Below are 17,602 nucleotides of genomic sequence, written 5' to 3' on the forward strand. Positions count from 1 at the left end.
CATAATTAATATGAATTGTCTAATTCCCTGTGGAATGACGAATTGATACTAGCCGCTTAAGTTCATTTTTAATTAAATAAAAAATGTAATAAAAGTATATTAAAATATTTCAAAGTATGTATTTTATATTTAATATATGTGTTTTTTATTCTTTTGGTGGTTAATATTCATGTGGTTTATTGGTGTTTTATTTTTTTTGTGAATATTAATGTTTTTTAAATTATCCTTTGAAATGATATTTGTACCGTAAATAACATAAAATATGACAGGTTATAAAGTGATAAATTCCATTTGGAATAATGTTATTTTATAATTAATGGCGCTACATTTCATCAAATAGTCTTATTTAAAAGCATGACCACATCCGTAGTATATAGAGAGCGCCCCAATCCTGCGTTCGCGGGTGGCCGAAAGCGCTCACACCATACTCATGCTTCCAGATAAGCACGATAATTGTATAATGTGACGCACATCACAATTGTGTGATTGGAGATCATGCGCAGTAGTTGAAGTATGGAGAAGGATTTAATGGGCACTAAAGCGAAACGGAGCCCCGGTGGAAAGCTGGCGTTATGGGCTTTTTACGCCTTTTGCGGTTACTTTGTATGGGCGATGGTGCGGTACTGGTGGATAGTGGGGCGTATTCAAAGCATTCCCGGCGCCAGCATTGATGGTGAATTGGGTTCAACGGCAGGCAAATGGATTGGCGCGCTACTGGGTTTCTTGGTGCTGGGAGGTGTGGGTTCCATCCTTGGGGCGATAGCCTGGTACACGCGTCCCCAAATTCAGGGACATGAACAGCGCGATTAAAGTTGCTATGCTCACAGCGGGTCCAGGCATCAGGAAAAGCTCATGTTATTAGCTGAATGGCAACAACGATTTGAAAACTGGTTAAATGCGCATCATGCGCAGGAAGATGCGGCTCATGATATATCTCACTTTCGCCGTGTCTGGAGTACCGCGCAGCAATTGGTCGGCGATAGCGACGCTGACCAGTTGGTTATGCTGACGGCCTGCTACTTTCACGATATTGTCAGCCTGGCTAAAAATCACCCTCAACGTCATCAGTCCTCACGGATGGCGGCAGAAAAAACGCGGTCTATCCTGCAAAGCGCTTTCCCCGACTTTCCCGCCGACCGTTATCCTGCGGTTATGCATGCCATTGAAGCGCATAGCTTTAGTGCGGCTATATTACCGCAAAGCGTAGAGGCGAAAATTGTGCAAGATGCAGATCGTCTGGAGGCTCTGGGGGCGATTGGCCTGGCTCGTGTCTTTGCCGTTTCCGGCGCGCTGAACACTATTTTGTTTGATGCTGACGACCCCTTTGCTGACCAGCGCGATCTTGATGACAAGAAATATGCCCTCGACCATTTTCAGAGTAAATTGCTACGCCTGCCTGAGACCATGCAAACGGAGCAGGGGAGAGCGCTGGCGGTGCATAATGCCCAATTTCTGGTGCAATTTATGGCGAAGCTGAGCGCCGAACTGCGCGGCAACCCTCTGTCGTTGGATGAGGCGGTTTTGCGCCGCTTTGCGCCTGCGGTTTAAATCCGTTGCGACTATTTGTGGTACTCTCTGCAAAAATTGTCCGTGCTGGTTGAGGTTATGCCGCAAAATTTACCAAAAGAAAAGCTCCTGTCTGAGCCGGCAGGGGAACACGCGCAGGCGTTATTGCGCCAGCTGATGACGATATATGATGTCAAAACCCTGGTTGCACAGCTGGTTGCTGTTGGCGATCAGCACTGGAGCCCGGCGATACTCAAACGGGTGGCGACGGTGAGCCGTGCGGCGAGCAGGTTGACGAACGCGGAGTGCGCGCATCTGGCGAGCCTTTTACCGATTCCGCCGCGCCATCATCCCGACTATGCGTTTCGTTTTATCGATCTCTTCGCCGGCATCGGCGGCATTCGCCACGGCTTTGAAGCTATTGGCGGGCAGTGCGTATTTACCAGCGAGTGGAATAAACACGCTGTACGTACCTATAAAGCTAACTGGTATTGCGATCCACAGGAGCACAGCTTTAACGCCGATATCCGCGAAATCACTCTCAGCCAGCGCAGCGATATCAGTGATGAAGAGGCGGCGAAGTCTATCCGCGAGGCGATCCCGCAACATGATGTGCTGCTGGCGGGCTTCCCTTGCCAGCCCTTTTCCCTCGCCGGGGTATCAAAGAAAAATGCCATGGGACGCGCCCATGGTTTTGCCTGTGAAACTCAGGGAACACTGTTTTTTGATGTCGTCAGAATTATTGCCGCCCGCCGTCCGCCGATCTTCGTGCTGGAAAACGTCAAGAATCTGAAGAGTCACGATCAAGGAAGAACCTTCCGCATTATCATGCAAACGCTGGATGAGCTTGGCTATGAGGTGGCGGATGCCGATCATGCGGGCGCCGAGGATCCCAAAGTTATCGATGGGCGTCATTTCCTGCCGCAGCACCGCGAGCGTATTGTGCTGGTGGGTTTCCGTCGTGACTTACAGTTGCATGAAGGATTTACGCTGCGCGATATCGCCAGTTTGTATCCGCCGCAGCGGCCAACCTTCGGTGAGTTATTAGATCCGACCGTCGATGCTAAATTCATCCTGACGCCGGTTCTGTGGAAGTATCTTTACCGGTACGCGCGTAAACATCAGGCGCGTGGCAACGGTTTTGGCTACGGTCTGGTCGACCCGACTCATCCAGGCAGCGTCGCGCGAACGCTCTCTGCTCGCTACTACAAAGATGGCGCTGAGATCCTGGTGGATCGCGGTTGGGATAAGGCATTAGGCGAAAAGCATTTTGACGATCCTCAGAATCAACTGCGTCGCCCGCGGCGCTTAACGCCGCGTGAATGCGCAAGGTTGATGGGATTCGAAGCGCCGGGAGAGCACCGTTTTCGTATTCCGGTTTCCGATACTCAGGCCTATCGCCAGTTTGGCAACTCGGTGATTGTTCCGGTGTTTGCCGCGGTGGCGAAGCTGCTGGCGCCGCGAATTGCCGTCGCGGTAAAGCAACGTGTTGCCGGAGAGAGCGATGGCGGACGTTCACGATAAGGCCACGCGTAGTAAAAATATGCGCGCTATCGCTACCCGCGATACGGCAATTGAGAAGCGGCTGGCGGCGCTACTGACGCAGGCCGGGTTCACTTTTAGCGTTCAGGCGGCATCGCTTCCTGGGCGGCCTGATTTTCTGCTGCCTGACTACCGCTGTGTTATCTTCACCCACGGCTGCTTTTGGCATCATCACCACTGCTATCTGTTTAAAGTACCGGCGACGCGCACCGATTTTTGGCTAAAAAAGATTGGTGCTAACGTGCAGCGCGATCGCCGCGACCTGGCGCTGTTGGTAGAACAAGGTTGGCGGGTGCTTATTGTCTGGGAGTGCGCGCTCCGCGGGAGGCTGAAATTAAGCGATGAAGCCCTAAACGAGCGTCTGGAGGAGTGGATCTGCGGCGGCGGGGATTGCGCGCAGATCGACACTCACGGCATCGGTATTATCGATCCGATTGACAAGGCGTAACGGTTGAACGGGCAGGGAAGAGATATTTACCCAGCGTCACCAACACGACCGCGAAAATAATCACCGCCAGCGCCAGCCATTCGATCAAGGAGAGACTTTCGCCGCCAAACCCGGTTCCCAGTAGCACGGCGACAACCGGGTTTACATAGGCATAGCTGGTAGCAACCGCCGGCGTTACGTTACGTATCAGATACATATAGGCGTTAATGGCAATAAGCGAGCCAAAAATGGCCAGATAAGCAACAGCAAAAATACCGGACCAGGACGGCATTTGAGTGAGTTTCTCCCCCGAGAGCCCCGATGCTGCAGACAGCACAATCCCTGCCGCCAGCATTTCAATCGCTCCAGCCATCATCCCGGTTGGTAATTCAATACGCGAACCGTAAACCGAGCCAAACGCCCAGCTCAGGGAACCAATCAGAATCAGCAATGCGCCCCAGGGGTTGCCGCTGAGGTTGCCGCCGCTATTGAGCATCACAATTCCCGCCAGGCCGATCGCGATACCGAACCATTCCAGCTTGCGTGTGGCAATGCCAAAAAAACGGCTGAAACAGAGCGTAAACAGCGGTACGGTGGCGACCATTACCGCAGCGATACCTGATGGTACATGCTGATGTTCTGCAAGGGTGACGAAGCCATTACCGACAGCGAGCAACAGGATGCCTATCAGTGCAGCATTAAGTAGCGGCCGGCGGGCCGGGAGTTTATGGCCGGTGGCCAACAAATAGATGAGCAACACGCCCCCGGCAGAGAGAAAGCGGATCCCGGCCATCATCAACGGCGGCCAACTGGCGACGCCAATCGCGATAGCAAAATAGGTTGAACCCCAAATGATATACAGCGCAAACAGCGCGCCGATTAGGGGTAACAGTTGACGGGTAGACATACTTCCTCACGACGAAAAAGATAGAAAGGGGACATATAGTTAACGTGAAAACTAACGTGCTGGCGAGCGCTTTCAATGTGATTTTTTTGTTATTTTTTTGTTGACTAGTGACATCTCTGGGCGAGAGGGCGCTTTTGCCTCATACTCTATGTTTCATAAACAGAAATTGAAGGAAGTACATTTTGGCAGGAAGTAGTCTTTTAACCTTATTGGACGATATTGCCACGCTGCTGGACGATATCTCCGTCATGGGAAAACTGGCGGCCAAGAAAACGGCTGGCGTACTGGGCGATGATCTTTCTCTCAATGCGCAGCAGGTCACTGGCGTAAGGGCCAACCGCGAGCTCCCGGTAGTATGGGGGGTAGCAAAAGGCTCGTTTCTGAATAAAGTGATTCTGGTGCCGCTGGCGTTACTCATCAGCGCATTTATTCCCTGGGCTATTACGCCGCTTTTGATGCTCGGCGGCGCTTTTCTCTGTTTTGAAGGCTTTGAAAAAGTGCTGCATAACCTGCATGCGCGTAAGAATAAGGAAGACCCGAAACTGCGTCAGCAGCGCCTGGAAACGCTCGCAGCCCAGGATCCGCAGGCCTTTGAACGCGATAAAGTAAAAGGAGCGATCCGTACCGATTTTATCTTATCAGCCGAAATCGTCGCGATAACCCTGGGTATTGTTGCTGATGCGCCATTGCTTAATCAGATCCTGATTTTATCCGGTATCGCCATCCTCGTGACCGTTGGGGTTTACGGCCTGGTGGGCGTCATCGTCAAGCTGGATGACATGGGCTATTGGCTGGTAGAGAAAAAAAGCGTACTGGCACAATGGATAGGAAAAGCTCTCCTGGCCATCGCGCCGCGGTTGATGAAAATTCTGACTTTCGTCGGTACCCTGGCGATGTTTCTGGTTGGCGGCGGTATCGTGGTTCACGGCGTAGCGCCGCTGCATCATTTCATCGAAAATCTTGCCCATGGGCTGAGCGGAATACTGGCATCCATAATGCCTGTGGTCGCTAATCTGGTGCTAGGATTTATCATTGGCGCTATCGTCTTTGGCGTCGTAAAAGCGATAACCGCATTGCGCGGTAACGCGAAATAAATCCCAGCGCCGGTTACGCAAGATGGGCCGGCGTCGTCTAAGGTGAAACTGTTTCTCCCTGATACCGGAGGCAAAAATGGTCTTGTTGGTCAGTGATGAAGTCAGACGGAAAAGCGGCGGGCCGCGAATGGTCGTCACCGGCATCGCCGGCGACATGGTGGAGTGCCGGTGGTATGACGGTCACGTCGTACAGCGTGAAGCCTTCCGTGAAGATGAGCTGGTCCGCGGCGAAGGGCAACGTTCGCAGCATAATTAGATGTGCAGCGCCCGCTGGTGCGGGCGCTTTTTATATTGATTACGTTCGGACAAGGAGCGTTGATGTCGTTGGTTTCTTTGACCGTACTGCGAGTAAATAATGGATAAGCCGCTGTGGCCAAAAAAGTTCCGTCGCCTCTTCAATCCAGGGCGTGTGGTTAATATCTGTTTCATCGTGGTGCTGTTCTTTTCTACGTTACTCATCTGGCGAGAAATCCGGGTACTGGAAGAGGCCTACGTCGCCAATCAACGTAATAATCTTGAGAACGTGGCCCATGAAATGGATGGGCTGTTGCAATTTAATCTTAATCGGCTGCTCTTTTTCCGCAACAGCATGCAATCGGCGCTGGAGAACCCGCTGGATTTCGCCATTCTGCGCCGGGCCGAGCAGGAGTACATCAGTAAACGTCACGATCCTATCTGGTCAGTCGAGCTAAATAACCGGCGTACCCTGACGGTATACGGAGTCTCCGATTCTTTTGTCGACGCAGATGACCTGTTGTCGCGTAACAATCCTCAGGCCAGCAATGAATTGATGGCTACCCTTGAGCTTGGCTATCTTCTGCGTTTGACCAACAATAACCGAATCTTCAGCGAGCGCATGTCCTACGTTTCTCGCAGCGGCTTTTACACCACCACCGATGCTCCGCGCAGTTCAAGCCAGGTGCTGGCGCAGTTTTCGCGAGATACGGGGTCAGCATGGTTTATGCGGCAAACCCAGCGTGATAATCCGGGGCGAGGGATCCTCTGGCAAACCACCCAGCAGGAAGATGGGTATACGCAACCGCAGGTGGTTACGGCCTCGATTCCTCTGGATTATGAGCACTACTGGCTGGGCGTGCTGGCGATGGATTTTTCCATCCGCGACCTGCAGAATTTTCTCGTCAGTGCGGTAAAAGGAGGCCAGATGGGCGAGTATCAGCTGTATGACAAGCAGCTCAACTTGCTGGCCTCTTCGGCGCCGGATGATGTGCTGACGCCGCTCTCGCCCGAGGAACAAGAAAAACTGCGCTATGCGTTGGCCAATGATAACCATGGTGGCATACGCCAGTTAACCCGCTATATCAGTTGGGAAAAGATCCGTAACTTTGACGGCCTACTATTGCATATTCATACCCTGAAGGAGGGCGTGCGTGGTGATTTCGGGACGATTTCCATCGCCCTGACCCTGATGTGGTTAATGTTTACCCTCATGCTGATCGTGTCCTGGTTGGTTATCCGCCGTATGGTCATCAATATGAGCGTGTTACAGGCGTCGCTTGAATGGCAGGCCTGGCATGATGCTTTAACACGGCTGTTAAATCGCGGCGCCCTGTTTGAGAGGGCGATTGCGGCGGCCCGAAACTGCCAGCGGAATAATCAGCCCATATCCGTCATTCAGCTGGATCTGGATTATTTTAAAGGTATTAATGATAAACACGGACACCAGGCCGGAGACCGCGTTTTAACGCTGGTGGGAAGCACCATTATGGGGCAGATCCGCGAGGAGGATATTGCCGGTCGCGTTGGCGGCGAAGAGTTCTGTATCGTTCTACCCAACACGCAACTGTCGCAAGCACGCGCGATTGCTGAGCGTATTCGTCTGCGTATCCATAGCCGGGAGATATTATTGCACAACAGCGTTAGTCTGCGGATCAGCGCCTCGCTGGGGGTTAGTAGTAGCGAGATATCAGAGGAGTTTAACTTTGAGGAGCTGCAGTCGATTGCCGATCATCGCCTGTATCTGGCAAAGCAGAATGGACGTAACCGGGTTTGTTCGGCTGGATAGGACTCGATAATGTGAAATTGCTCACCTTTTCTGCCGCGTTGATATTCTTCGGTATAGGAAAATTCCTAAAAAACTCACCGCTTCGGCGCACCGTTCGTAACAGAACGATAAGGGGCAAGCCTTGTCACGCCTGGGTTATTAAATTGGATGTACATATAAGCCGCATTTCTCAATAATTCTCATCATCAATACTTCTTGTCATGCAAAATAATTGAGGATAATGTCTTCCATGCATCGGATTTCCCGGTGTAACGAATTTTCAAGTGCTTCTTGCATTAGCAAGTTTGATCCCGACTCCTGCGAGTCGGGATTTTTTTCACCTGTGCTTAGCGATTGGCTTCAGTCACGCTAAAGTCATGAATATCAAGCTCAAAAGCTTCAGCCAGCTCGCGCCAGGTGTGTTCGTTACGACCATCGATACTGACATGGTGCGGATCATCTTCACTACGATGTACTTCGCTTTCGCTTATCTCATTGATCGCCGCCAGCAGGGCATCGACATTAACGTCAATCCCGTCTGTATTCGTCACACCGCGGTCTTTAGCGGATTTCATCATCACTACCTCGCTCGGCTCTGACAGGGCCTCTTTAAGTATAGACGGTCTATAAAAACGCCAGTTGCGCTGGCTGAACGCTGCGTGAAGGCAGGTTTTGTTCTACACTGGCTCAAAACGAGAGGAGGCGAGTTATGCAGGTAAACGATCGTGTCACGGTAAAGACCGACGGTGGCCCACGTCGTTCGGGGGTAGTACTGGCAATTGAGTCGTTTAGTGAAGGAACCATGTATCTTGTGGCGCTGGAAGACTACCCGCTGGGGATCTGGTTTTTCAATGAAGTGGGGCACCCGGACGGCATTTTTGTTGAGAAAGCTGAGTAGGCCCGATTCAGAAACTGGCGGCGATACCCGCCAGTTTGCCATCAGCGCATATTGACGTAAATGCCGGAAGTAATGTTTTCAGCCAATCGAACAATATGATAAATCACCTGTTTATTATGCGTCTGGATCTTTTTCTTAATATTACCTTTATGTGACGAGACGGTTTTTGCTTTGATATTCATCTGTCTTGAAATATGTGAAGTCGCGTGCCCGGCCATCCACATCTGCAGCATATTCGATTCTGCCTGACTGAGTGATAAAGTAGGAATGCGGGTGCGTAATTGGTTTAGATGATTGGCGGTATCGGTTTGTAGATAATTACCCAGAATGTTATCAAGGTCTTTCGGCGTTAACGATTTTGAACTGATAAGTAGATTCTTGCGCACAAGTAAATAGTGGTCAAAATGGATGTTTGCCAGGGACATAAAAATAACAAATAAGGTATCGGGGTTGGTGGTAATGATGTCGCGGATAAGTTGGTTGCTCTCTTCGTGATGTATAAAACAGTCCTCGTTGAGAAACACAACCGCCGGACGCAGTGATTCGCAGCGCTCCTTCAAACTTAGTGCACTACGCACCTCAATGATATCGCGCTTCTTTATTCCCCGGCTTGCCAGATATCCGGTTAAACCTAGCCGGGTATAGCTGCACAAATCCATGATAATCGTTGACATGACCCATCCTCAATCAACACGTAACGATAATTCATCTGGCGCCTGGCCGTGTGATGAAGTCCATTTTTATAACGCCTGACTTTATGCGGAAAGCATTAGCCAGACTAAACTATTTGCTAATAATACTCATAATTTGCCAGGAATATTCTTAAAGTAAAGCCATAGAAAAAGAATAATCAGTTCCTGACAGTAATAATGCCCGGCGCTGGGGCATGGCGTCGCGACTATTTCAATTTATTTTCGGATTATCCTTATGAGGCGGCAGTCAATTAAATGGATGTTATCGGTGTTGTATTCAAAAAATGCATTTTTCATTCATGTTTCATACAACTAATAATAATCGGTAAGAGTAAATGCCGGGATTGGCGGTGAGGTTAAGCAACGGGCACATCGTGCAGGGGTGGCGGCCTTAACGCTTTAATGCCACAATACTTTTTTATCGGTTTGTGGGATGGATGATGAAAAAGATTGTTATGGCTGGCGCGCTGCTTGCTTTGGCCGGATGCGTACAGGTTGATACCTATCAGGCAGTGGTTAAAGCGCCAGCGCCTGCAGGGTTGGAAGGGTTCTGGCAATCGAAGGGACCGCAAAGCGCGATGGTAAGCCCTGAGGCGATTGCGACGTTTATCGTCACTAAAGACGGGGATACCCTCGATTGCCGTCAGTGGCAGCGGGTGATTGCTGAGCCGGGTAAATTAATGAACCGCGATGACCAGGTCTACAATGTGACCAGCAGCCTTGATATTTATCCTATTGAACGTAATGGAAATACGCTGGAATATGACCGAATGACGTTAACCCGCGTCGAGCGCTTAACGCCGGAGTGCGAAGAGGCCTGGAAAAAGAACCTGGCGGCGAGTAAAACCGCGCCATAATCGATTTTTGGCGGGCCGGCTTAAGCCGGCCCGTGCGCTTTAAAGCACCTCTTCAATGACCCAGACGCTGACGCTACCAGCGTTACAGGTAAATACGGCATTGCCCTCGTCGTCGGTTTCAATCATCTCCTGGCGATTATTAAGAAAATCCTTCCAGCGTTTATTGGCGTAATTCTCGCCAAGCGGCAGCGTTTTCTCGCCATCATCGCCGTTAGAAAGCACCACCACGCAGCCCGGGTGCTCATCGGTACCGCTGCGGCTAAAGGCAATACAGTTAGGGTGATCGAACCACAGCGTTTGTACGCCGTGGGCGAAACGCTGACGGGCGTCGATGAGCTCATGAAGTTGCTCGATAACCGGCATCTCGATGGCGTAAGTCTGGCCATCTCCGCCGGTATCTTCATAGCTTGCGCCGAACAGGTCGGCGTAAAATACCGAGGGAACACCGTTTTCACGCAGTAAAATCAGCGCATAGGCTAGCGGCTTAAACCAGGCTTCGACCGGCGCTTCCAACGCCTGAAGCGGTTGAGTGTCATGATTCGTCACCAACGTAACCGCATGGAAGGGATCGGCTTCAACCAGCGTGCCGGTAAAGATTTGACTCATGTCGTAATCGCGCCCCTGACGTGAGGCTTCATGGAATTTCATCTGCAGTGGTGCATCAAACAGCATGGTATTACCGTCTACAAGATCGATATACTGCTGTAGTTTATCCACCTCATGCGACCAGTATTCGGCAACAATAAAGAGTGGTTTTTCGCTGGAACTCTGTACGTGCTCAATCCACTCTTTATAAAACCATGCCGGAATATGTTTGACGGCATCAAGGCGAAAACCATCGCAGCCAGTCTGTTCAATGACCCAGCGGGCCCAGTATTTTATCTCCTCGGTGACGGCATGGTTGCGGAAATCGATATTTTCGCCCATGAGATAATCGAAGTTGCCCATTTCATCGTCGACCTGATCGTTCCAGCCGTCGCCGGTGTAGTCATTAACCACCTTGAATACGCCATCTTCATCGGGATTTTCGATATGGTCGATACCGCTAAAACATTTATAGTCCCAGATGAATTGTGAATATTGTCCACCGCGGGCAGGGAAGGTATAGCGAGTCCAGGCTTCACATTCGATGATTTCTTCCGAAATTTGCGTGCGGTCCTGTTCATCAACGCGTTGTACGCGAATGCGTTCTTTCTCATCGGCGCCCATCTTATGATTAACGACGACATCAAGTAGGACGGCAATTTGATGCTCTTTTAGCGCCTTAATTGCCGCCAATAACTGGGCCTTATCGCCATATTTGGTGGCAACCGATCCTTTCTGATCGAATTCCCCGAGGTCGAAAAGATCGTAGCTATCATAGCCAACCGAATAACCGCCGGAGGCACCCTTATAGGCGGGCGGCAACCAAATCATATTAATGCCAATTTCGTTAAGATTTGGCGCAAGGGCTTCTACTTCCCGCCATAGCTCGCCACCTTCCGGGTAATACCAATGAAAACATTGCAACAACGTGGGATTTTTCATCTTCCATGCTCCTGGCGTCATCAAGCTGACCTTTGCAGTATGGGAGATAACTGGCAAATATGAATAATTTCGTTGCTTTTTCGCTATACCCTAAATGGCTGCATATATAATAAATTGGCATAAGATGTAGCGGATAGATGTTGGTAGGCTACTGCTAAACGCCTTACACTACACGAAAATCTCATCATATTCGGGGTATCTATGAAACTAGCACTTCTGGGTCGTCAGGCGCTGATGGGCGCAATGGCCGTAGCATTGATGGCTGGTGTGAGCGTGAAAACTTTCGCCGCTGAAAATCTGCTTAATCAGGTCAAAGAGCGCGGCACGCTGCGCGTTGGCCTGGAGGGCACATACCCGCCATTTAGTTATCAAGGTGATGATGGCAAACTGACCGGTTTTGAAGTTGAGTTTGCCAATGAGCTGGCGAAACACATCGGTGTGAAAGCGGACCTCAAACCTACTAAATGGGACGGTATGCTGGCTTCACTTGATTCCAAACGAATTGATGTGGTGATTAACCAGGTCACTATTTCCGACCAGCGTAAGAAAAAATACGACTTCTCCACCCCGTATACTATTTCTGGTATTCAGGCGCTGGTGAAAAAGGGTAACGAAGGCGTGATTAAAACCGCAGCGGACCTGAAAGGCAAAAAAGTCGGCGTTGGCCTGGGCACCAATTATGAAGAGTGGCTGCGCCAGAATGTACAGGGCGTTGATATTCGTACCTACGATGATGACCCGACAAAATATCAGGACCTGCGCGTAGGCCGTATTGACGCTATTCTGGTCGATCGCCTGGCAGCGTTGGATTTAGTGAAGAAAACCAACAATACCCTGGCCGTAACCGGTGAAGCATTCTCCCGTCAGGAATCCGGCGTGGCGCTGCGTAAAGGTAATGAAGATCTGCTGAAAGCGGTGGACACCGCCATTGCCGATATGCAGAAAGATGGCAGCCTGAAGGCGCTTTCAGAAAAATGGTTTGGTGCTGACGTCACTAAGTAACGTCTGCAGATGAAAAAAGGCGCTGATAATGGCGCCTTTTTTTATTTCGCACGCAACTGCGTGCATAATAAGGATAACTGAGTCTGGAGGTGCCATGTCACTACAAAATTTAACGCGTTTTCCGCGCCTGGAATTTATTGGCGCGCCGACGCCGCTCGAATATCTACCGCGCCTGTCCGATCATCTCGGGCGGGATATATTTATTAAACGTGATGATGTTACCCCCATGGCGATGGGCGGAAATAAACTGCGCAAGCTGGAATTTCTTGCCGCTGATGCGCTGCGCGAGGGCGCTGATACGCTGATTACCGCTGGAGCCATTCAGTCCAACCATGTGCGTCAGACGGCGGCCGTCGCCGCGAAACTGGGACTGCACTGCGTCGCGCTGTTGGAAAATCCGATAGGTACTCGTGCTGAAAATTATCTGACCAACGGTAACCGCCTGCTGCTGGATCTGTTCAATACTCAGGTCGAGATGTGCGATGCATTGACCGATCCTAACGCGCAGCTTGAGGAGCTGGCGACTCGTATTGAAGCGCAGGGATATCGCCCTTATGTCATTCCGGTTGGCGGTTCTAACGCCCTTGGCGCGTTGGGGTATGTCGAAAGCGCGCTGGAAATCGCCCAGCAGTGTGAAGGGGCGGTGGAGATCTCCTCGGTAGTGGTCGCCTCCGGTAGCGCGGGTACTCACGCAGGGCTAGCCGTTGGCCTGGAACAGCTAATGCCGAACGCAGAATTAATTGGGGTGACCGTGTCACGTAGCGTTGCCGACCAGTTGCCGAAAGTGGTTGCGCTGCAGCAAGCCGTTGCGAATAGCCTTGAATTACAGGCCAAAGCGGAAATTACCTTGTGGGATGATTATTTCGCTCCCGGATACGGTACGCCCAATGAAGAAGGCCTGGAAGCGGTGAAACTACTGGCGCAGCTGGAAGGTATCCTGCTGGATCCCATCTACACCGGAAAGGCCATGGCCGGTCTGATTGACGGCATTAATCAGAATCGCTTTAAGGATGAGGGGCCGATTCTGTTTATCCATACTGGCGGCGCACCAGCGCTGTTTGCTTATCATCCGCACGTCTAATGCAGAATTAATAGAATGCACGAAAGTATCCAACTGGTCATTGATTCCGCACCATACCTGTTAAAGGGCGCGGTTTTTACGTTACAACTGAGCATCGGCGGCATGTTCTTTGGTCTGCTGCTGGGCTTTATCCTCGCACTGATGCGCATGTCGTCCATCTGGCCGATCAGATGGCTGGCGCGGATGTATATCTCCATTTTCCGCGGAACTCCGTTGATTGCTCAACTGTTTATGATCTATTACGGCCTGCCGCAGTTCGGCATTGAGTTGGATCCTATTCCGGCGGCGATGATTGGCCTGTCGTTGAATACCGCGGCCTATGCGGCGGAAACGTTGCGAGCGGCAATTGCCTCTATAGATAAAGGGCAGTGGGAAGCGGCAGCGAGTATCGGTATGACGCCGTGGCAGACCTTACGACGGGCTATTTTACCCCAGGCTGCCCGCGTGGCGCTGCCGCCGCTCTCTAACAGCTTTATCAGCCTCGTCAAAGATACTTCGCTGGCGGCGACGATTCAGGTACCGGAACTGTTCCGTCAGGCGCAGTTAATTACCTCGCGTACGCTGGAGGTCTTTACGATGTATCTGGCCGCCTCGCTGATCTATTGGGTGATGGCAACCGTACTCTCAACCTTGCAGAATTATTTTGAAAATCAGCTGAATCGCCAGGAGCGTGATCCAAAATGAGTGCGATTGAAGTCAAAAAACTGGTGAAGAAATTCCACGGGCAGACCGTGCTGCACGGTATCGATCTCGAGGTTCAGGAAGGGGAAGTGGTGGCAATTATCGGCCCTAGCGGCTCCGGTAAAACCACGCTGTTGCGCAGCATTAACCTGCTTGAGCACCCCGAAAGCGGTACCATTCGCGTGGGTGATGTGACTATCGATACGTCGCGTAGTATTAGCCAGCAAAAAGGGGTGATCCGCCGCCTGCGTCAGCATGTTGGCTTTGTGTTTCAGAACTTCAATCTGTTTCCGCATCGTACGGTGCTGGAAAATATTATTGAAGGGCCGGTTATCGTAAAAGGCGAAGATAAGAACGAGGCCATTTCTCTGGCGCGTGAGCTGCTGGCAAAGGTGGGGTTGTCGGGAAAAGAGAATAGCTATCCGCGTCGTTTATCCGGCGGGCAGCAGCAGCGTGTGGCAATTGCCCGCGCGTTAGCAATGCGCCCGGACGTTATCCTTTTTGATGAGCCGACTTCTGCATTGGATCCTGAGTTGGTGGGCGAGGTGCTCAACACCATACGCCAGCTGGCGCAGGAGAAACGTACCATGGTTATTGTGACCCATGAGATGAGCTTCGCTCGTGATGTCGCCGACCGCGCCATTTTCATGGATCAGGGACGTATCGTCGAACAAGGTAAGGCCAGAGAGCTATTTGCTAATCCTCAGCAGCCGCGGACGCGTCAGTTCCTTGAGAAATTTTTAATGCAGTAAATGTTACCATTCTGGCGCGGCCGACCCTAAACGGCAGGGCGGTCGTGACCAGATAATGGGCGTACCCGACAGGCGGATGGGAAATGTGAGCCGTTCAGCCAGACCAAATGTCGACCATTCCATCGCAGGTTGAAAATCACGACGTTGCAGCGGCGCGAAAGGCATCTCATGCCGTGCGCCTGGCCACTCCATCAGGGTGGCGGCGACACGCGCCAATGACAGCCGCGCACGATAACCTTTGCCGCTCTCTATGCGTTGTCCTATCCCTTTTAATACCGCAGCAGCCATCAGATACCCCGTCGCGTGGTCTAAGGCTTGTACCGGAAGCGGGATTGGTTTATCCGCGTCGCGCCAGCGTTGACCGGCATGAGCGATACCACAGGCCATTTGCACCAGACTGTCGAAACCACGTCGGTTTCTCCATGGACCCTCCCATCCCCAGGCATTCAATGAAACATCAACAATTCCCGGCGATAAAGCGGCTCTGGTATGACAATCCAGGCCTAGCGCATCCAACGCGTCAGCGCGGTAACCGTGAACAATGACGTCGGCTTGCGAGAGTAACGTGATTAAATGTTGCTTATCGATTTGTTTTTTTATATTCAATCGGGCGCAGCGCTTACCGAGCGTAATCTCTTCTTCGAGCGTGGGTTCTTGCCAGTCGAACGGATCGATACGTAATACATCAGCGCCTAATCCCGCGAGAAAACGTGTTGCGACTGGGCCAGCAATAATCCGGGTTAAATCCAGTATCCTGATTCCTGACAAAGGACGGGAGGAGGAGAGAGGCCAAACAACCGACGGTCCCGGCGGTAAATCTGCTTCTATCAGCAGCGGCTGCCGGCTGACGGCGATGCCTTGCGGATGGGCTCGCCACTCTTCCGCGCTGCGCATCGCCGCCGCGCAACCGCCATTTTCCACCACAGCTTGTTCCAACACATGCGAGCGCCATTGACGAACTTGTTGAGCCAACATTTGCCGCGTCGCATGTTGCCCCAGAATCTGCGCCACGGCGATTCTGTGATGGGCGGCATTCGTATGCAGTCGGATCCATCCATCTTCCGTTTGATAATCTCCCGCTAATGGATCCCAAAGCTGCTGTATTGGGCGATTGTGCGGCTTGGCGCTGGCTGAAAACCAATATGACGCGAGCCGGCGATCCACTATTGGCGTGGCGGATGATGAGCACAAGCGGGCAAGGTAAGCGGCGGCGATCCCCATTGAGGCGGCAGCAAAATCACTGACTGCAAAACAAGAAGATAAAGCCCCTGGGTGGCGGAACTCGATTGGCGGGACAGGGCTTGCGCTAAAGTCTTGCCACATCCGGGAAAAGAGCTGCATAGACGAGGACGGCGAGAGCATATTTTCCTCCAGAGTTCGATAAATAATCGTCAGCGAAAATCGAATAATGCGATGGCTACGTTATTTTATACATATAAATAAGATTTATGTGTTAGTTTTATGTATTTATAATAATGATTATCAATCAGGGGTTATTTGGTAGGTTATGAGGGACATTGATTTTTTCAGCTGGCGGCGGGAAATGCTGCAACAATTCCAGTCAACTCATGATGGGGATTCGGTTTATAACCTGCTCCAGCAGCAAACAGAGGCGCTGGAATACGACTACTACGCACTTTGTGTGCGCCATCCGGTGCCTTTTACGCGTCCGAAACTCACGCTGCAATCAACTTATCCTCAGGCCTGGATGTCTCATTATCAGGCAGAGAATTATTTTGCTGTTGACCCGGTATTGCGCAGAGAAAATTTTCTCCGTGGGCATTTGCCGTGGAATGACCAGCTCTTTTGCGATACGCCGGAATTATGGAATGGCGCGCGCGATCATGGTTTAAATAAAGGTGTGACGCAGTGTCTTACTTTGCCAAATCATGCGTTGGGCTTCTTATCGGTTTCCGCGAAAAATGCGCAACCGGGTTCTTATCAGGAGGACGAATTAGAATTGCGCCTGAGAACGCTCACCGAACTCAGCCTGCTGGCGCTGTTGCGGCTGGAGGATGAGATGGTAATGCCGCCGGAGATGAAGTTTAGCCGACGCGAACTGGAGATTCTCAAATGGACCGCAGAAGGGAAAACTTCCGCCGAGGTGGCGATGATATTGTCTATTTCAGAAAATACGGTCAATTTTCATCAGAAGAATATGCAGCGCAAATTTAACGCGCCCAACAAAACGCAAATCGCCTGTTATGCCGTCGCAACAGGATTAATTTGAGCGAATCGTTCGTTCTGCGTGTCAGACGTGAAACCGGCTGTCAGTGATAACTTTCAGCCGGTCCTTTCTTACTGACGGTAAGCTTGTTTAATTTGCTTAACGGTGCTGGAGAATACGGCAGCCTGAGCCTCATCTTCCATCTGCGCGATTTGTTTTTCCATTTTAATAATCACGCGGCCTGCGTCCGCTTGGCCCATAGCCTGAAGCATTAGCGTCAGTAGCGCTTTCAGGCAGGAGACTTCCTGCGCCAGTTGTTGATTATTTTCTGCAGTGGAAAAATCTGGTGTGCTCATCGATATCCTCGTTTGCTATCGGCGCTGTTGCGCAATACTAAATGTTAAGGCGGCGCAGTATACCACAAGCAGTAGAAAAAAAAGGAGCGCGTGATTTGTGTTCCAGGTTTC

At 51.1% G+C, this 17,602-nt stretch carries 20 protein-coding genes; 14 read left to right on the forward strand and 6 right to left on the reverse strand.

All coding sequences use genetic code 11. From position 1 onward, the window contains the following. The first annotated feature begins 528 nt into the window (after positions 1–528). From drpB to KGA69_RS14990, 4 genes are read left to right on the forward strand one after another with little or no spacing between them, the layout of a single operon-like run. On the forward strand, positions 529–810 hold the full coding sequence (gene drpB / locus KGA69_RS14975) for a cell division protein DrpB (RefSeq protein WP_213293140.1): 282 nt from the start codon (positions 529–531) through the stop codon (positions 808–810). A gap of 42 nt (positions 811–852) precedes the next feature. Further along, positions 853–1,548 carry a phosphohydrolase gene (locus tag KGA69_RS14980; RefSeq protein WP_049060586.1) on the forward strand — a complete coding sequence of 232 codons (696 nt, stop codon included), beginning with the start codon at positions 853–855 and terminating at the stop codon, positions 1,546–1,548. 57 nt (positions 1,549–1,605) lie between these two features. Continuing rightward, entirely contained in the window at positions 1,606–3,030 is a 1,425-nt protein-coding gene (locus KGA69_RS14985) for a DNA cytosine methyltransferase (RefSeq protein ID WP_213292427.1), read from the forward strand. Continuing rightward, the gene (locus KGA69_RS14990; protein WP_045390221.1) at positions 3,011–3,496 is read left to right on the forward strand and encodes a very short patch repair endonuclease; all 486 of its coding nucleotides are present in this window, start codon (positions 3,011–3,013) and stop codon (positions 3,494–3,496) included. Before KGA69_RS14985 ends, KGA69_RS14990 begins: the two co-directional genes overlap by 20 nt. Here KGA69_RS14990 and yedA read toward each other — a convergent pair. Continuing rightward, positions 3,471–4,382 carry a drug/metabolite exporter YedA gene (gene yedA, locus KGA69_RS14995; protein WP_045390224.1) on the reverse strand — a complete coding sequence of 304 codons (912 nt, stop codon included), beginning with the start codon at positions 4,380–4,382 and terminating at the stop codon, positions 3,471–3,473. The two genes, KGA69_RS14990 and yedA, sit on opposite strands and share 26 nt — an antisense overlap. Positions 4,383–4,564: 182 nt before the next feature. Here yedA and KGA69_RS15000 point away from each other — a divergent pair, with 182 nt between their 5' ends. The 3 genes from KGA69_RS15000 to dgcQ all read left to right on the forward strand — a co-directional run bounded on the left by KGA69_RS15000 (position 4,565) and on the right by dgcQ (position 7,499). Continuing rightward, positions 4,565–5,476: a DUF808 family protein gene (locus KGA69_RS15000; RefSeq protein WP_045390227.1), complete on the forward strand. Its 912-nt coding sequence runs from the start codon at positions 4,565–4,567 to the stop codon at positions 5,474–5,476. A gap of 76 nt (positions 5,477–5,552) precedes the next feature. After that, positions 5,553–5,732, forward strand: coding sequence for a YodC family protein (locus tag KGA69_RS15005; RefSeq protein WP_045390229.1), 180 nt, complete (start codon positions 5,553–5,555; stop codon positions 5,730–5,732). Positions 5,733–5,831: 99 nt separating this feature from the next. After that, positions 5,832–7,499 carry a cellulose biosynthesis regulator diguanylate cyclase DgcQ gene (dgcQ, locus tag KGA69_RS15010; RefSeq protein ID WP_045390232.1) on the forward strand — a complete coding sequence of 556 codons (1,668 nt, stop codon included), beginning with the start codon at positions 5,832–5,834 and terminating at the stop codon, positions 7,497–7,499. 326 nt (positions 7,500–7,825) lie between these two features. Here the strand turns inward: dgcQ and yodD are convergent, their stop codons facing one another. Continuing rightward, a complete protein-coding gene (gene yodD, locus KGA69_RS15015; protein ID WP_045390235.1) occupies positions 7,826–8,053 on the reverse strand; it encodes a YodD family peroxide/acid resistance protein in 228 nt (75 codons plus the stop codon). Between the two features lie 134 nt (positions 8,054–8,187). On the opposite strand from yodD, the gene dsrB reads away from it, so the two are divergent. Further along, complete coding sequence (gene dsrB, locus KGA69_RS15020) at positions 8,188–8,376, forward strand: protein DsrB (protein WP_015365898.1); 189 nt, start codon at positions 8,188–8,190, stop codon at positions 8,374–8,376. Between the two features lie 41 nt (positions 8,377–8,417). On the opposite strand, the gene rcsA is transcribed toward dsrB, so the two are convergent. Beyond that, entirely contained in the window at positions 8,418–9,050 is a 633-nt protein-coding gene (gene rcsA, locus KGA69_RS15025; protein WP_045390238.1) for a transcriptional regulator RcsA, read from the reverse strand. A gap of 455 nt (positions 9,051–9,505) precedes the next feature. On the opposite strand from rcsA, the gene yedD reads away from it, so the two are divergent. Further along, positions 9,506–9,925 carry a lipoprotein YedD gene (gene yedD, locus KGA69_RS15030; protein ID WP_161801938.1) on the forward strand — a complete coding sequence of 140 codons (420 nt, stop codon included), beginning with the start codon at positions 9,506–9,508 and terminating at the stop codon, positions 9,923–9,925. Between the two features lie 39 nt (positions 9,926–9,964). On the opposite strand, the gene amyA is transcribed toward yedD, so the two are convergent. Next, complete coding sequence (gene amyA, locus KGA69_RS15035) at positions 9,965–11,452, reverse strand: alpha-amylase (protein WP_045390244.1); 1,488 nt, start codon at positions 11,450–11,452, stop codon at positions 9,965–9,967. A gap of 201 nt (positions 11,453–11,653) precedes the next feature. On the opposite strand from amyA, the gene tcyJ reads away from it, so the two are divergent. From tcyJ to tcyN, 4 genes are all read left to right on the forward strand, one after another. After that, positions 11,654–12,454: a cystine ABC transporter substrate-binding protein gene (tcyJ, locus tag KGA69_RS15040; RefSeq protein ID WP_045376245.1), complete on the forward strand. Its 801-nt coding sequence runs from the start codon at positions 11,654–11,656 to the stop codon at positions 12,452–12,454. 94 nt (positions 12,455–12,548) lie between these two features. Beyond that, positions 12,549–13,535 carry a D-cysteine desulfhydrase gene (gene dcyD, locus KGA69_RS15045; RefSeq protein ID WP_213292428.1) on the forward strand — a complete coding sequence of 329 codons (987 nt, stop codon included), beginning with the start codon at positions 12,549–12,551 and terminating at the stop codon, positions 13,533–13,535. 15 nt (positions 13,536–13,550) lie between these two features. Continuing rightward, complete coding sequence (gene tcyL, locus KGA69_RS15050) at positions 13,551–14,219, forward strand: cystine ABC transporter permease (RefSeq protein WP_020078444.1); 669 nt, start codon at positions 13,551–13,553, stop codon at positions 14,217–14,219. Continuing rightward, positions 14,216–14,968, forward strand: a complete 753-nt coding sequence (gene tcyN, locus KGA69_RS15055; RefSeq protein WP_213292429.1) for an L-cystine ABC transporter ATP-binding protein TcyN — start codon at positions 14,216–14,218, stop codon at positions 14,966–14,968. The genes tcyL and tcyN overlap by 4 nt, the downstream gene beginning before the upstream one ends. Positions 14,969–14,971: 3 nt before the next feature. Here tcyN and KGA69_RS15060 read toward each other — a convergent pair whose 3' ends face one another. Then, on the reverse strand, positions 14,972–16,330 hold the full coding sequence (locus KGA69_RS15060) for a CoA transferase (RefSeq protein WP_049060157.1): 1,359 nt from the start codon (positions 16,328–16,330) through the stop codon (positions 14,972–14,974). Between the two features lie 145 nt (positions 16,331–16,475). On the opposite strand from KGA69_RS15060, the gene sdiA reads away from it, so the two are divergent. Continuing rightward, the gene (gene sdiA / locus KGA69_RS15065) at positions 16,476–17,198 is read left to right on the forward strand and encodes a transcriptional regulator SdiA (RefSeq protein ID WP_045390253.1); all 723 of its coding nucleotides are present in this window, start codon (positions 16,476–16,478) and stop codon (positions 17,196–17,198) included. Between the two features lie 68 nt (positions 17,199–17,266). On the opposite strand, the gene KGA69_RS15070 is transcribed toward sdiA, so the two are convergent. Next, positions 17,267–17,491 carry a DUF2594 family protein gene (locus KGA69_RS15070; RefSeq protein WP_015365908.1) on the reverse strand — a complete coding sequence of 75 codons (225 nt, stop codon included), beginning with the start codon at positions 17,489–17,491 and terminating at the stop codon, positions 17,267–17,269. Between the last annotated feature and the right edge of the window lie 111 nt (positions 17,492–17,602).

The sequence above is a fragment of the Klebsiella sp. A52 genome, assembly GCF_018388785.1.
GTDB lineage: Bacteria > Pseudomonadota > Gammaproteobacteria > Enterobacterales > Enterobacteriaceae > Klebsiella > Klebsiella aerogenes.